Below are 15,003 nucleotides of genomic sequence, written 5' to 3'. Positions count from 1 at the left end.
CGGTTACATTCCGAACCCGGAAGCTAAGCCTCACAGCGCCGATGGTACTGCAGGGGGGACCCTGTGGGAGAGTAGGACGCCGCCGAACTAAATTTAGAGAGCTGGTCCCCGAACTTCGGTTCGGGGACCAGCTCTTTTTTGTTTGGCGTCACTTGAAGTTCACGTTACGCGACCAATATCCCCATCATGAGTACTGCTGCCATGCTCACCGCCGCGGGCGTCGGTGCCGGTGACGAGGTCGTCGTCCCGGCCTTCGGGAACGTGGAGGTCGCCGACGCCGTCATCCAGGCCGGCGCCACCGTCGTCTTCGCCGACATAGACCCGGTGACGTACTGCCTCGCCCCCGACGCGGTGGAGGCCGTCATAACCCCGCGGACGGCGGCGCTCGTCGTCGTGCACCGCTTCGGGCGGACCGCCGACCTGACGCGGCTGCGGGAGCTGGGGCAGCGGCACGAGGTGCTGGTGCTGGAACAGGGCGAGTCCGAGGCGCCGTACGACGAGATCGCGCAGCGCAGGGAGCGGGCCGCCTACCTCGACGGCCGGCTGAGGGGCGTCCGCACGCCGGTCAGCGGTGACGGACACACCTACCAGCAGTACGTGGTGCGGGTCCCCGGCAACGGACGTCCGGACCGTGACGCCTTCGCAGCGGCCGTACGGGCCAGGGGAGTCGAGTGCCGCGTGCCGGTCAAGACACCGGTGCACCGCCTCCCCGGGTTCCGCAGGGACGTACACCTCCCGGAGACCGAGCGGGCCGCCGACGAGACCCTCTCGCTGCCTGTGGACGGGACGTTGACGAAGCGGGAGATGCAGCGGATCGTCTCCGCGTGCAACGCGCTCGGCGGACTGCTGCAGCCGGCCTTCTGATCAGGGCCGCACTGGTTGGGAGCACGGCCCAATTCAGGGTATGATCTCTCTTGTTGCCGCGAGGGAAACCTCAAAAGCGACAGGCCCCCCTAGCTCAGTCGGCAGAGCGTCTCCATGGTAAGGAGAAGGTCAACGGTTCGATTCCGTTGGGGGGCTCAGGAAGAAAAGGCCTCCGCCCTTGTGGGCGGGGGCCTTTCGCGTTTCCGGTATATCCGGCCGACGGACCTCGGCTCCTGGGACCCGAGTCCCAGGAGCGTCCGTCCCGCGGAAATCAGTCCGTGGGGAGGCCGGGGACACGCATCGCCAGGATCGCCATGTCGTCCGACGGGGCGTCGGAGGCGAAGCGCTCGACCGCGCGCATGATGCGCGCGGCGACCGCGCCGGCCGTCAGCCCCGTGCACGTGGTGAGGACGTCCGCCAGGCCGTCGTCACCGAGCATGCGGGTGCCCTCGCGCCGCTCCGTGACGCCGTCCGTGACACACAGCAGGACATCGCCCGGATCGAGCGTGACCCTCTGCTCGTACAGCTCCAGGTCCTCCATGACACCGAGCAACGGCTGCGGCTCGGCGGCCGGTTCGACCGTTCCGTCCTGGCGCAGGCGCAGCGGGAGCGGATGGCCGGCGCAGACGACCTTCAGGACCGCGCTGCCGTCCTCCTGGGGCCACAACTCGCCGTAGAGGAGGGTCAGGAAGCGGCTGCGGGCGCCCTCGTCGAGGATCGCGGAGTTCAGCCGCTCCAGGACCGCGGGGCCGCCGTAGCCCTCGCGGGCCAGCAGGCGCAGTGCGTGCCGGGCCAGGCCCGTGACCGCCGCCGCCTCCGGGCCCGTACCGCAGACGTCGCCGATGGCGAAGCCGTACGCGCCGTCACGGATGGGGAAGAGGTCGTAGAAGTCGCCGCCGACCTCGTTGCCCTCGCCGGCCGCCCGGTAGATGACCTCGACCTCGACGCCCTCGATCTGGGGGAGTTCGGGGGGCAGGAGGCTGCGCTGGAGGGACTGGCTGATGGCCGTGCGCTCCGAGTACAGGCGTGCGTTGTCCAGGGCGAGAGCCGCCCGTCGGGAGAGGTCCTCGGCCAACTCCAGGATCTCCTGGCGGAAATGCTCGTCCGAGGGCTTGCCGAGGGTCAGCATGCCGATGACGCGGTTGCGTGCGACCAGGGGCAGGACGACGGTCTCGCCGCCGACCGCCGCGGCCGTCGCCAGGGTCGGGCCGATGCCGGAGCTCACCGAGGTCTGCCCGCCGAGGCCGAGGCTGCGCATCGAGGTGCGCAGGGCGGCGTCGTGGGCGGCCGCGGCCGGAGCCGACCAGACCCGGGCGCCCGGGGTGGGCACCGGGTCCGGTGGGGCGACCTTCGAGAGCAACGCCTTGAGGCCGTCGATGAGTTCCTCGTCCTCGTGCAGGACGTACGAGAGGTACGGATCGGAGGCCTGGTCGGCGATCGTGTACACGGCGCACCAGGTGGCCAGGGTCGGGACCGTCATCTGGGCCATGAGGGCGAGCGTCTGGTCGCGGTCCAGGGTGCCGGCGAGCAGGTCCGAGGCCTCGACGAGGAAGGACAGCGAGCCGCGGCGCAGGCGTTCCAGCTCGCCGAGGCGGGCCGATTCCACCGCCAGGGCGATGCGGTCGGCGGCGAACTGGAGGCGCAGGGCCTCTTCGTTGGAGTAGCGTCCCGGCGATTCGGCGGCGACACCGAGGGAGCCGGTCAGCCGGCCTTCGACCTTGAGCGGGACGGTGACGACCGAGCGCATGCCGGTGCCGCCGAGGAGCGGTACGGCGCCGGGGACGAGGGTGAGGTCCTCGTGGACGGCGGGCATCCGGGCCGAGCCGTAGCGTCCTGGGCCCGCCTCGACCGGGACGCGGGCGAAGCGCTGGCGGGCGGAGGGCAGGCCCGTGGAGGCGCGCACCTCCAACTCCGTCTCGTCGTCGGTGGCGAGGAGCAGGAAGGCGGAGTCGCCGTCGAGCATGTCGCGGGCGCGTTCCACCGTGCGCTGGAGGAGACCGTCGAGGTCGTCCGGGGCCGGCGATCCGATGAAGACCTCGAACGGATCCGTGGCCTGGCCCTCGGTGTGGGAGCCCGAGTCGGAGGCGGGCCCGCGCAACGGGGTCTGCAGGACGGCGCGTTCGTGGTCACGTACGAGGAGGCAGACGGTGGAGGGCTCGCCGCTGGTGTCGCGGACGCGCAGGTGCGAGGCGTACACGGGGGTGACCCGGCCGTCGGCGCAGCGGACGCCGTAACTGCCTTCCCAGCGGGAGAGTTGGAGGGCCTCGACGATGCCGGTGCCGGTGCCGGGGGTGTGCGGCCAGGCCGCGAAGTCGGTGAGCGGTTTGCCGGTGACCTGCTCGGCCGCGTAGCCGAAGAGTTCCTCGGCGTCCTCGTTCCAGGCGTTGATGGCGCCGGTGCGGTCGATCTGGACGACCGCCACGCGGACGCGGCCGTCGGCCAGGGGGAGCAGGTCGGCGGGCAGCGAGGGGCCGGCGGCGCGGGTGCCGATCGCGCGCTCGGGGAGGTCGAGCTGGAACCAGACCTGCTTGTGGGTGGGCGTGTAGTCGACGCCCCAGCGGCGGGCCAGGGCCGCGCAGAGCTGGAGGCCGCGGCCGCCCTCGCGGTCCGGGCTCCCCATGTTGATGGCCGCGGCCTGGAGTGGAATCTCACGTTCCGGGTAGCGGTCCGCCACCTCGATGCGCACGCCGTCGTCGCTGCGCAGACACAGGACATCGGCGGAGGTGCCCGCGTGCACGACGGCATTGGTGACCAGCTCGCTGGTCAGAACGACGGCGTCGTCGACGATGTCGGCGAAGCCCCAGCCCTGGAGGGTGTCCCGGACGAACGAGCGGGCGGTCGCGACGGACCGTCCCACGGGTTCGAAACTGGCGGCCGCGCGCGCGGTGATCACAGAACTCCTTGTCCGGTCGTCGGTGGCGTGCGGGGTTCCGTGGCCGGCCCGCTCCTGCGTGGGCAGAGCGTGGTGCCCTGTCTGCCGGGGATCCTGGGGTGTCTCCCCGGGATGCAGTCCGGTGGTCATGGTGCGGTGCCCCTCCGATGCCTGCCCGCTCGTACTCGTGCCACCGCCCAGGCCGGACGGGACCGGCACGGCTGGACAGCCGCTTGCAAGGTTACTTACCTCCGCGGCCCCTGCGGATGCCGGTCACGGGTGTTTCCGTCTTGAAGAGTGCGGTGTTCCGTTCGGACAGGTGCGTGTGATTGCCTCCGACCGGGGCCGAAGGATTGTCCCGCGGGTGTGCGGACGATGTGCGAAGCTGCCGAACTGTTATGGCCTGGTTCGGCCGGGGTGAAACACTGGGCAGGCTCCAGGAGAAGGTCCGGGCAGGTCGCATGCCTCCCGCGCACCACGAAAAGAAGTACCCGAGTACGCCGAGCAGTATTGGTCGACCCTTGCGGGAGGGACACAGTGGAGTCTGGCGCAGCGACGCGGGGCGGTAGGACGCGCGCGAAAGGCGGACAGTCCCTGAAGAGCGGGCGCACACCGCGCACCGGCACCACCGAGGTGGACACGGCGGCCCTGAACCGGCTGCTGACGGCCCTGGTGGCGATGAGGGACGGCAACTTCCGCAAGCGGCTCACTGTTTCCGGTGACGGCGTGATGTCCGAGATCTCGGCTGTCTTCAACGAGGTCGCGGACCGGAATCTGCATCTGACGGGTGAGCTGTCGCGGGTACGGCGGGTGGTGGGCCGTGAGGGCAAGCTCACGGAGCGGCTGGAGGCGGGCGCGGGCGAAGGCGCCTGGGCGGCCGCCATCGACGCGTCGAACGCGCTGGTGGACGATCTCGTACGACCCGTCTCCGAGGTCGGCCGGGTACTGTCCGCTGTCGCGGAGGGCGATCTGTCGCCGCGCATGGACCTGCGCGCGCAGGCGGCGGACGGGAACGGGCATCCGCTGCGCGGTGAGTTCCTGAAGGTCGGCCGGACCGTCAACAATCTGGTGGACCAGCTCTCGACGTTCACCGACGAGGTCACCCGCGTGGCCAGCGAGGTGGGCACCGAGGGCAAGCTGGGCGGTCAGGCCCGGGTCCGTGGCATGTCCGGTTCGTGGAAGGACCTCACGGACTCGGTCAACACGATGGCGTACCGGCTCACCGCCCAGGTGCGTGACATCGCTCTCGTGACCACGGCCGTCGCCAAGGGTGACCTGTCGCGGAAGGTCACCGTTCATGTGGCCGGCGAGATGCTGGAGCTGAAGAACACCGTCAACACGATGGTGGACCAGTTGTCCTCCTTCTCCTCCGAGGTGACACGCGTCGCGCGCGAGGTGGGCACGGAGGGTGAGCTCGGCGGTCAGGCGCAGGTGCCCGGTGTGGCCGGCGTGTGGAAGGACCTCACCGATTCGGTGAACCTCATGGCCGGCAACCTGACGGCCCAGGTGCGCGGGATCGCGCAGGTGACCACGGCGGTCGCGAGCGGTGACCTGTCGCAGAAGGTGACCGTCTCCGCGCGCGGTGAGGTCGCTCAGCTCGCCGAGACGATCAACCAGATGACCGAGACGCTGCGGACGTTCGCGGACGAAGTGACCCGTGTCGCCAACGAGGTCGGCGGCGAGGGCCGGCTCGGCGGTCAGGCGAACGTGCCGGGGGCGGCGGGAACGTGGAAGGACCTCACGGACTCGGTCAACACCGTCTTCCGCAACCTGACGACCCAGGTGCGCGACATCGCCGCCGTGACGACCGCCGTGGCCAACGGTGATCTGTCGCAGAAGGTCAGTGTCCAGGTCGCCGGCGAGATGCTGGAGCTGAAGAACACTGTCAACACGATGGTCGACCAGCTCTCGTCGTTCGGTGTCGAGGTCACGCGCGTGGCGCGCGAGGTCGGTGTCGAGGGTGAGCTGGGCGGCCAGGCCCAGGTCCCGGGAGTGGCCGGCACCTGGAAGGACCTGACCGACTCCGTCAACACGGCGTTCCAGAACCTGACCGGTCAGGTGCGCAACATCGCCCAGGTGACCACGGCGGTCGCCAACGGCGATCTGTCGCAGAAGGTCACCGTCGAGGTGGCCGGCGAGATGCTGGAGCTGAAGGTCACCGTGAACACCATGGTGGACCAGCTTTCGAGCTTCGCCGACCAGGTGACGCGGATGGCCCGTGACGTGGGCACGGAGGGCCGGCTCGGCGGCCAGGCCCGGGTGGACGGCGTTTCCGGCACCTGGAAGGAACTCACGGACTCCGTCAACTTCATGGCGGGGAACCTGACTTCGCAGGTGCGGCAGATCGCGCAGGTGACGACCGCGGTGGCCCGTGGTGACCTGTCGCAGAAGATCGACGTGGACGCGCGCGGCGAGATCCTGGAGCTGAAGAACACCATCAACACGATGGTCGACCAGCTCTCCGCGTTCGCCGACCAGGTGACGCGGGTGGCCCGTGACGTGGGTACGGAGGGCCGGCTGGGCGGTCAGGCGCAGGTGCCCGGCGTCGCCGGTGTGTGGCGCGACCTGACCGACTCGGTGAACGGCATGGCCGGCAACCTCACCGCCCAGGTGCGCAACATCGCGCAGGTCGCGACCGCGGTGGCCCGTGGTGACCTGTCGCAGAAGATCGACGTGGACGCGCGCGGCGAGATCCTGGAGCTGAAGAACACCCTCAACACGATGGTGGACCAGCTCTCGAACTTCGCCGAGCAGGTGACGCGGGTGGCCCGCGAGGTGGGCACCGAGGGCATCCTCGGCGGGCAGGCCGAGGTGCAGGGTGTCTCGGGCACCTGGAAGGACCTCACCCAGTCCGTGAACTTCATGGCCAACAACCTGACCATCCAGGTGCGCAACATCGCCGAGGTCACGACCGCGGTCGCCATGGGCGACCTGTCCAAGAAGATCACCGTCGACGCCAGGGGCGAGATCCTCGAACTGGTCACGACCGTCAACACGATGGTCGACCAGCTCTCGTCGTTCGCGGAGCAGGTGACCCGGGTGGCCCGCGAGGTGGGCACCGAGGGCCAGTTGGGCGGTCAGGCGCGGGTGCCCGGTGTCACGGGCATCTGGAAGGACCTGAGCGACAACGTCAACCTGATGGCCTACAACCTGACCATGCAGGTGCGGAACATCTCGCAGGTCGCGGCGGCCGTCGCCAACGGCGACCTGACCCGCACGGTGACGATCGAGGCGCGCGGTGAGGTCGCGCAGCTCGCCGACACCTTCAACACCATGGTCAAGACGCTGAGTTCGTTCGCCGAGCAGGTCACCAAGGTGGCCCGCGAGGTGGGTACGGACGGCATCCTCGGCGGTCAGGCGCACGTCCCGGGAGTCGCGGGGACGTGGAAGGACCTCACCGAGTCGGTGAACGGCATGGCGTCCAACCTGACCGGCCAGGTGCGCAACATCGCGATGGTCACCACGGCCATCGCCAAGGGCGATCTGACCAAGAAGATCGACATCGACGCCCGCGGCGAGATCCTGGAGCTCAAGACCACCATCAACACGATGGTCGACCAGCTCTCGTCGTTCGCGGAGGAGGTCACCCGGGTGGCCCGCGAGGTGGGCACCGAGGGGCAGTTGGGCGGTCAGGCGCGGGTCCGGGACGTCGACGGCACGTGGCGTGACCTCACCGAGTCGGTGAACGAGATGGCCGGGAACCTGACCCGGCAGGTGCGCGCCATCGCGCGCGTGGCGACCGCGGTGACCCGCGGTGACCTGAACCTGAAGATCGACGTGGACGCCTCCGGCGAGATCCAGGAGCTCCAGGACTACATCAACAAGATGATCGCCAACCTGCGCGACACCACGATCGCGAACAAGGAGCAGGACTGGCTGAAGGGCAACCTCGCCCGCATCTCGGCGCTGATGCAGGGCCGCCGCGATCTCGACGACGTGGCCTCGCTGATCATGAGCGAGCTGACGCCGGTCGTCTCCGCCCAGCACGGCGCGTTCTTCCTGTCGATGCCGCTGGTCGACGGCGCGGACGCGGGTACGGAGGACGAGGAGGCGTACGAGCTGCGGATGCTGGGGTCGTACGGCTACTCGATGGGTTCCATGCCCACCTCGTTCCGCCCCGGTGAGGCGCTGATCGGGACGGCGGCGCAGGAGAAGCGCACGATCCTCGTGGAGAACGCGCCGAGCGGCTACCTGAAGATCTCTTCCGGGCTGGGGGAGGCGCCTCCGGCGCAGGTCATCGTGCTCCCGGTGCTCTTCGAGGGAACCGTGCTCGGTGTCATCGAGCTGGCGTCGTTCACGCCCTTCACGCAGATCCAGAAGGACTTCCTGAACCAGATCGCGGAAATGATCGCGACGAGCGTCAACACCATCTCGGTCAACACCAAGACGGAGGTGCTGCTGCGGCAGTCGCAGGAGCTCACCGAGCAACTGCGGGAGCGTTCGGCGGAGTTGGAGAACCGGCAGAAGGCGCTCCAGGACTCGAACGCGGAGCTGGAGGACAAGGCCGAGCTGCTGGCCCAGCAGAACCGCGACATCGAGGTCAAGAACACCGAGATCGAGGAGGCGCGGCAGGTCCTGGAGGAGCGCGCCGAACAGCTCGCGGTCTCCATGCGCTACAAGAGCGAGTTCCTGGCGAACATGTCGCACGAACTGCGCACGCCGCTCAACTCGCTGCTGATCCTGGCCAAGCTGCTCGCCGACAACGCGGACACGAACCTCACGCCCAAGCAGGTCGAGTTCGCCGAGACGATCCACGGCGCGGGCTCCGACCTGCTCCAGCTCATCAACGACATCCTCGACCTGTCCAAGGTCGAGGCGGGCAAGATGGACGTGTCGCCGACCCGCATCGCGCTGGTCCAGCTCGTCGACTACGTGGAGGCGACCTTCCGTCCGCTGACCGCGGAGAAGGGGCTCGACTTCTCCGTACGGGTCTCGCCGGAGCTGCCCGCCACGCTGCACACCGACGAGCAGCGCCTTCTCCAGGTGCTGCGCAACCTCCTGTCGAACGCGGTGAAGTTCACCGATTCCGGAGCGGTCGAGCTGGTGATCAGGCCCGCGGGGGCCGACGTGCCGGTGGCCATCAGGGAGCAGCTCCTGGAGTCGGGGTCGCTGCGGGACGCGGACGCGGACCTCATCGCGTTCTCCGTGACCGACACGGGTATCGGGATCGCGGCGAGCAAGATGCGGGTGATCTTCGAGGCCTTCAAGCAGGCGGACGGCACGACGAGCCGCAAGTACGGCGGTACGGGCCTCGGGCTGTCCATCTCGAGGGAGATCGCGCGGCTGCTCGGCGGCGAGATCTACGCCCAGAGCGAGCCGGGACGCGGCTCCACCTTCACGCTGTACCTGCCGCTGCACCCCAGCGAACTGCCGCCTCAGGGGTACGGGCAGCTCGCCCCGGCGCTGGAGGCGGGGGAGTTGCTGGCCTCGGAGGGTGAACTGCACAGCATCGGGATGCCGGCCGAGGTGAAGTCGTACCAGGACGCCCAGAACGGGCCCGCCGCGCTGTTCAGAAGGCGCCGCAGGGCACTGCCCACGGCCGAGCAGCGCGCGGACGTCTCCGGGCAGCAGGACGGTGCCGCGGGCGCCGCTCAGGAGCCCTGGGCGGCCGCGGGTCAGCAGGACGCGGGAGCGCAGCGGGGCAGGGGCATCCGCTTCGAGGGCGAGAAGGTGCTGATCGTCGACGACGACATCCGCAACGTCTTCGCGCTGACCAGCGTCCTCGAACAGCACGGACTGTCCGTGCTGTACGCGGAGAACGGCCGCGAGGGCATCGAGGTCCTGGAGCAGCACGACGATGTGACGGTCGTTCTGATGGACATCATGATGCCCGAGATGGACGGCTATGCCACGACCACGGCGATCCGGCGGATGCCGCAGTTCGCGGGCCTGCCGATCATCGCTCTGACGGCGAAGGCCATGAAGGGCGACCGGGAGAAGGCGATCGAGTCGGGTGCCTCCGACTACGTGACCAAGCCGGTCGATCCCGATCACCTGCTGTCGGTGATGGCGCAGTGGATGCGCGAGGGGTGACACACTCGAAGGAGCGACGCGGGTCGTCACGGTGTGCCGGGCACCGGTACACCGTGCGGCACGGCCGTTTCCGGCGGCCCGGCGTCGGATGACGGACTGTGCCCGAAGCCGTGTAGAAGCACGGGATACGGGGAACCTTCTGGTCCCCTGCCGCGTTTCTGCTACGTGCACAGTGACATCACGGTGACAGGGTGTGGCGACGGGCGGGGTGCGGCTAGCATGACCGGCACAAGGACGGACGGCGCAAGGGAGTCGTCCCCAGGGGCGGCGCCCGGCGCTTCCCCTAGTCCTGCGGACAGGGGAGGCCCCATGCCGGGGCGAGGAGGGCGGGCCATGGTGCAGAAGGCCAAGATCCTCCTGGTCGATGACCGGCCGGAGAATCTGTTGGCGCTGGAGGCGATCCTCTCCGCGCTCGATCAGACACTGGTTCGGGCATCGTCCGGGGAGGAAGCGCTCAAAGCGCTGCTCACGGACGACTTCGCGGTCATTCTGCTGGATGTTCAGATGCCCGGCATGGACGGATTCGAGACGGCCGCGCACATCAAGCGGCGGGAGCGGACCCGGGACATCCCGATCATCTTCCTCACCGCCATCAACCACGGCCCCCACCACACCTTCCGGGGGTACGCGGCCGGTGCCGTGGACTACATCTCCAAGCCCTTCGACCCGTGGGTGCTGCGCGCGAAGGTCTCGGTGTTCGTCGAGCTGTACATGAAGAACTGCCAACTCCGTGAGCAGGCGGCCCTGTTGCGGCTACAGCTCGAGGGCGGCGGCAAGGCGGCGCTCGGTGAGGCCAAGGAGCCCGCCGGGCTTCTCGCCGAACTCTCCGCGCGGCTCGCGGCCGTAGAGGAGCAGGCCGAGGCGCTGTCCAAGCAGCTCGACGACGACTCCGCCGACGCGGCGGCCGTGGCGACCGCGGCGCATCTGGAGCGCAAACTCACCGGACTGCGCAGGGCGCTGGACGCGCTGGAGCCGGGCACCGGCAGCGGGGCACCCTCGCTGCCCTCGCAGAGCTGAGGTCCGCACGGGCGTGCCGGACGGCGCGTCAGACAGCCAGAGGACTTCCGCCGCGGCGTGAGGGAACGCCCGCGGCGCTTTGAGGAAGCGTCAGTTCCGCTCCCCGCAACGGCGACACGATCGGGTGAAGCACTGGGCACACGTGTCCGCTGTCGTCTCCACCGGTAACCTCACACACATGGCCTCACGTCAGTCCGCAGCCAAGAAGCCGCCCGCGAAGAAGGCGGCCGCTCCGACGAAGGCTCCGGTGAAGAAGGCCCCGGCGAAAAAGGCCCCCGCGAAGAAGGCGGCCGCCGGCAAGGCGCCCGCCAAGAGGGCCGCCGTGAAGAAGCCCGCCCCCGCGCCGGCGCCCAACCCGACCGCGGGCGTGTACAGACTCGTACGCGCCCTGTGGCTGGGTCTCGCCCATGCCGTCGGAGCCGCCTTCCGCGGGATAGGGCGCGGCGCCAAGGGGCTCGACCCGGCGCACCGCAAGGACGGGCTCGCGCTCCTGCTCATCGGCCTCGGGCTGATCGTCGCGGCGGGTACGTGGTCCAATCTGCGCGGTCCGGTCGGCGATCTCGTCGAGATGCTGGTGACCGGCGCCTTCGGCCGCCTCGACCTCCTCGTCCCGATACTCCTCGCCGTGATCGCGGCGCGGCTCATCCGGCACCCCGAGCAGCCCGACGCGAACGGACGGATCGTGATCGGGCTGTCGGCGCTCGTGATCGGCGTGCTCGGGCAGGTGCACATCGCGTGCGGTTCGCCGGCGCGGAGCGAGGGGATGCAGGCGATAAGGGACGCCGGCGGACTCATCGGCTGGGGGTCGGCCACCCCGCTGACGTACACGATGGGTGACGTCCTGGCCGTACCGCTCCTGGTGCTGCTCACGATCTTCGGACTGCTCGTCGTCACCGCGACCCCGGTCAACGCGATTCCGCAGCGGCTGCGGCTGCTCGGCCAGAAGCTCGGCATCGTCCAGGCCGACTTCGACGAGGACGCGTTCCGCGAGGACGAGGAGCGCTACGACGAGCAGTGGCGCGACGGGATCGCCGGGCGCCCCGGCGGGCGCTCGCGCGCCCCCGAGGCGTACGACCCCGACAGCGCCGAGCAGGAGGCGCTCACCCGGCGCCGTAGCCGCCCCCGGCGGCCCGGTGCGCAGCAGCCCGACATGAACCGTCCGATGGACGCCGTGGACGTCGCGGCGGCCGCCGCCGCGGCGCTGGACGGTGCCGTGCTGCACGGGATGCCGCCCTCGCCCCTGGTCGCCGATCTGACGCAGGGCGTCAGCGTCGAACGCGACGGGTACGAGGAGACGACGCCGGTACCGGCGGCCCGCGCCAAGGCCGTCCCGGGCGCCAAGCGGCCCAAGCAGGAGACCCTGCCGGCCGAGCAGGTCGTGCCCGACCTCACCAAGGCCGCGCCCGACGCGCCGCGCGAACTGCCCCCGCGCGCGGAGCAGCTCCAGCTCTCCGGGGACATCACCTACTCCCTGCCCTCCCTCGACCTGCTGGAGCGCGGCGGCCCGGGCAAGACCCGCAGCGCCGCCAACGACGCGGTCGTCGCCTCCCTGCAGAACGTCTTCCGGGAGTTCAAGGTCGACGCCGCCGTCACCGGCTTCACGCGCGGGCCGACGGTCACCCGCTACGAGGTCGAGCTCGGCCCCGCCGTGAAGGTCGAGCGGATCACCGCGCTGACCAAGAACATCGCGTACGCGGTCGCCAGCCCCGATGTGCGGATCATCAGCCCGATCCCCGGCAAGTCCGCGGTCGGCATCGAGATCCCCAACACCGACCGCGAGATGGTCAACCTCGGTGACGTGCTGCGGCTCGCGGACGCGGCGGAGGACGACCATCCGATGCTGGTCGCGCTCGGCAAGGACGTCGAGGGCGGCTACGTGATGGCCAACCTGGCGAAGATGCCGCACGTCCTGGTCGCCGGAGCCACCGGTTCCGGCAAGTCGTCCTGCATCAACTGCCTGATCACCTCGGTCATGGTCCGGGCGACCCCCGAGGACGTGCGGATGGTCCTCGTGGACCCCAAGCGCGTCGAGCTGACCGCGTACGAGGGCATCCCGCACCTCATCACGCCGATCATCACCAACCCGAAGCGGGCCGCCGAGGCGCTGCAGTGGGTCGTCCGGGAGATGGACCTGCGCTACGACGACCTCGCGGCGTTCGGGTTCCGGCACATCGACGACTTCAACGAGGCCATCAGGAACGGCAAGGTCAAGCTGCCCGAGGGCAGTGAGCGCGAGCTGACCCCGTACCCGTACCTCCTGGTGATCGTGGACGAGCTCGCCGACCTGATGATGGTCGCGCCGCGCGACGTCGAGGACTCGATCGTGCGCATCACGCAGCTCGCGCGCGCGGCCGGCATCCATCTGGTGCTCGCCACCCAGCGGCCGTCCGTGGACGTGGTCACCGGTCTGATCAAGGCGAACGTCCCCTCCCGGCTGGCCTTCGCCACGTCCTCCCTCGCGGACTCGCGGGTCATCCTCGACCAGCCCGGTGCCGAGAAGCTCATCGGCAAGGGCGACGGACTCTTCCTGCCGATGGGGGCCAACAAGCCCACGCGTATGCAGGGCGCCTTCGTCACCGAGGACGAGGTCGCGGCGATCGTGCAGCACTGCAAGGATCAGATGGCGCCCGTCTTCCGGGACGACGTCACCGTGGGCACCAAGCAGAAGAAGGAGATCGACGAGGACATCGGCGACGACCTCGATCTGCTGTGCGCGGCCGCGGAGCTGGTCGTCTCCACGCAGTTCGGGTCCACCTCGATGCTCCAGCGCAAGCTGCGCGTCGGCTTCGCCAAGGCCGGCCGGCTCATGGACCTCATGGAGTCGCGCGGGATCGTCGGACCCAGCGAGGGTTCCAAGGCGCGTGACGTCCTCGTGAAGGCCGACGAGCTGGACGGGGTGTTGGCCGTGATGCGCGGGGAAGCAGAAGCCTAGGCGGTGCCGTTCGGACCGGTCCGGGTCGACACCGCCCGGAACCCCGGCGAGGGGGGACGGACAGCCGGCAACGGCGCGGAGGGCGCGTGGCGGTCGCTCAGGGAGCGGCGGTGGTGTCGGGCGGATGGCGGAACGTCATGTTCCGCACCCGGCTGATATGTGAACGTGACTCACCCGTAAGGAGTCGGTGGGCAACCGTTTCGCCTTGTCGCACGTCAAGTTGAGCGAAGGGACGCCACCATGTCCCTATATCAGGATGACCGGCCATTCTGATGGCGTACAAAGTCCCACCGTCCGGTTGCCCCACCCTTTCGTACCCCCCCTAGACTGTACTTCCAGCACAGGTGGCTACACGCTCGAAAGGCGCCCCCGTGTCCATCGTCAACTCACCTGACGGCAACTCCCCCGAAGACGAGCGTCCGTTCGAAGACGACCCTGCGGCCGAACGGCTCTCGATCGGACGTGCCCTTCAGAAGGCACGCATCGAGGCCCATCTGACCGTCGACGACGTCAGCAACGCCACCCGCGTCCGTATCACGATCATCCACGCCATCGAACAGAACGACTTCGCCCCCTGTGGTGGCGACGTCTACGCGCGCGGGCACATCCGCACCCTGGCCCGCGCCGTCCGGCTCGATCCGGCTCCGCTGCTCGCGCAGTACGACGCCGAGCACGGCGGCCGTCCCGCGCCGACGCCCGCCGCCCCGCTGTTCGAGGCGGAACGTATCCGCCCTGAGCGCCGTGGGCCGAACTGGACGGCCGCCATGGTCGCCGCGATCGTCGCGGTGATCGGCTTCGTCGGGTTCACCATGGTCAAGGGCGGCGGCGCCGGCGACGACTCCAAGACCCAGGTCGCCGAGGGGTCCACGCCGACCACCAAGAAGTCCGCCGCGCCGTCCGCGACCGCCACCAAGCCCGCCGACCCGAAGCCCGAACCCTCCGACAGCGCCATCGCGGCCGCTCCGCAGGACAAGGTGACCGTCCAGGTCAGCGCCGCGGACGGACGGAGCTGGATCTCCGCCAAGGACCACAACGGGCGGATGCTCTTCGACGGGCTGCTCAAGCAGGGCGAGTCGAAGACCTTCCAGGACAGCTCCAAGATCAACCTCATCCTCGGTGACGCCGGAGCCATCCAGCTCTTCGTCAACGGCAAGAAGATCGAGGATCAGTTCCAGCCGGGCGCCGTGGAGCGTCTGACGTACACGAAGGGCGACCCGCAGGTCGGATAGGGGGTCCCCGGTAGCACACCGTCGACGGGGTCGGCCAAGATCGGCCAACCCCGTCG

6 protein-coding genes, 1 tRNA gene and 1 rRNA gene are annotated in these 15,003 nt (G+C 69.6%); 7 read left to right on the top strand and 1 reads right to left on the bottom strand.

The features are described 5' to 3' along the window. From rrf to ACFRIC_RS34705, 3 genes are all read left to right on the top strand, one after another. A 5S ribosomal RNA gene (gene rrf / locus ACFRIC_RS34715) occupies positions 1–88 on the top strand; the annotation flags it as partial. 113 nt (positions 89–201) lie between these two features. Then, positions 202–864 (top strand): DegT/DnrJ/EryC1/StrS family aminotransferase, encoded by a 663-nt coding sequence (locus tag ACFRIC_RS34710; RefSeq protein WP_382794384.1) that lies wholly within the window; start codon positions 202–204, stop codon positions 862–864. An 83-nt stretch (positions 865–947) separates the two neighbouring features. Then, positions 948–1,020, top strand: a tRNA-Thr gene (locus ACFRIC_RS34705). Positions 1,021–1,135: 115 nt separating this feature from the next. Here the strand turns inward: ACFRIC_RS34705 and ACFRIC_RS34700 are convergent. Next, the gene (locus ACFRIC_RS34700; protein WP_382794365.1) at positions 1,136–3,886 is read right to left on the bottom strand and encodes a SpoIIE family protein phosphatase; all 2,751 of its coding nucleotides are present in this window, start codon (positions 3,884–3,886) and stop codon (positions 1,136–1,138) included. A gap of 387 nt (positions 3,887–4,273) precedes the next feature. Between ACFRIC_RS34700 and ACFRIC_RS34695 the strand changes: the two genes are divergently transcribed. From ACFRIC_RS34695 to ACFRIC_RS34680, 4 genes are all read left to right on the top strand, one after another. Next, positions 4,274–9,769, top strand: coding sequence for a HAMP domain-containing protein (locus ACFRIC_RS34695; protein WP_382794362.1), 5,496 nt, complete (start codon positions 4,274–4,276; stop codon positions 9,767–9,769). Between the two features lie 333 nt (positions 9,770–10,102). Next, positions 10,103–10,786 carry a response regulator gene (locus ACFRIC_RS34690; protein WP_365869116.1) on the top strand — a complete coding sequence of 228 codons (684 nt, stop codon included), beginning with the start codon at positions 10,103–10,105 and terminating at the stop codon, positions 10,784–10,786. 178 nt (positions 10,787–10,964) lie between these two features. Beyond that, a complete protein-coding gene (locus ACFRIC_RS34685) occupies positions 10,965–13,718 on the top strand; it encodes a DNA translocase FtsK (protein WP_382794357.1) in 2,754 nt (917 codons plus the stop codon). Positions 13,719–14,089: 371 nt separating this feature from the next. Continuing rightward, a complete protein-coding gene (locus ACFRIC_RS34680) occupies positions 14,090–14,947 on the top strand; it encodes a helix-turn-helix domain-containing protein (RefSeq protein WP_382794354.1) in 858 nt (285 codons plus the stop codon). Positions 14,948–15,003 lie beyond the last annotated feature (56 nt).

The sequence above is a fragment of the Streptomyces sp. NPDC056738 genome, from assembly GCF_042790435.1.
GTDB lineage: Bacteria > Actinomycetota > Actinomycetes > Streptomycetales > Streptomycetaceae > Streptomyces.
This window is presented reverse-complemented; position numbering and strand designations above follow the sequence as displayed.

Bases quoted from the DNA above. Each gene is read 5' to 3' on its own strand.
- ACFRIC_RS34690 (WP_365869116.1), top strand. From the start codon at position 10,103: ATGGTGCAGAAGGCCAAGATCCTCCTGGTCGATGACCGGCCGGAGAAT.
- ACFRIC_RS34710 (WP_382794384.1), top strand. From the start codon at position 202: ATGCTCACCGCCGCGGGCGTCGGTGCCGGTGACGAGGTCGTCGTCCCG.
- ACFRIC_RS34700 (WP_382794365.1), bottom strand. From the start codon at position 3,886: ATGACCACCGGACTGCATCCCGGGGAGACACCCCAGGATCCCCGGCAG.
- ACFRIC_RS34685 (WP_382794357.1), top strand. From the start codon at position 10,965: ATGGCCTCACGTCAGTCCGCAGCCAAGAAGCCGCCCGCGAAGAAGGCG.